Source organism: Isoptericola haloaureus, from assembly GCF_036689775.1.
Lineage (GTDB): Bacteria > Actinomycetota > Actinomycetes > Actinomycetales > Cellulomonadaceae > Isoptericola > Isoptericola haloaureus.
On record NZ_JBAGLP010000108.1, the window covers coordinates 1 to 486 of the forward strand.

General features: G+C 72.4%; 1 rRNA gene. It reads right to left on the reverse strand.

The window, feature by feature from the left end:
• Positions 1–379: 379 nt before the first annotated feature.
• Positions 380–486 (reverse strand): 5S ribosomal RNA (gene rrf / locus V5O49_RS03910); the annotation flags it as partial.

Genomic DNA, 486 nt, shown 5'->3' on the forward strand with positions numbered 1-486 from the left:
CTCCGCGCGGCTCTTCCTATCCCGTGGCGGGCCCCTGGCCCGGCGCCGCTGGCTTTCTCGGGGGGGACGGCCGGCCGGGCGAGGCGGCCGGTCCCGGCGGCGCGGTCCGACACGAGGGGGACGCCCGTCGCGGGAGGGATGTCGCCGACTATCGGCTGTGGGGAAGCCGAAACGCGCTGGTCCACGGGGGGGCAGTTGCCCATCGCTGGAATCGGCAGTCCCGCGCGGCGTGTGGTTGACTGTAGTCTGCTCATGACTGGGGAACGCGCGATCCTCGCGCGGTCGCGGCCGGCCGTGCGAGCCGACCGTTCCCCGATACACGTCCAGAGAGCAGTCAGGCCCCCGACCCGCGAGGGGTTGGGGGCCTGCTGTGAAGGGTGTCCGGCGGCGTCCTACTCTCCCACCCCGTCTCCAGGGCAGTACCATCGGCGCTGAAGGGCTGAGCTTCCGGGTTCGGTATGGGACCGGGCGTTTCCCCTTCGCTGT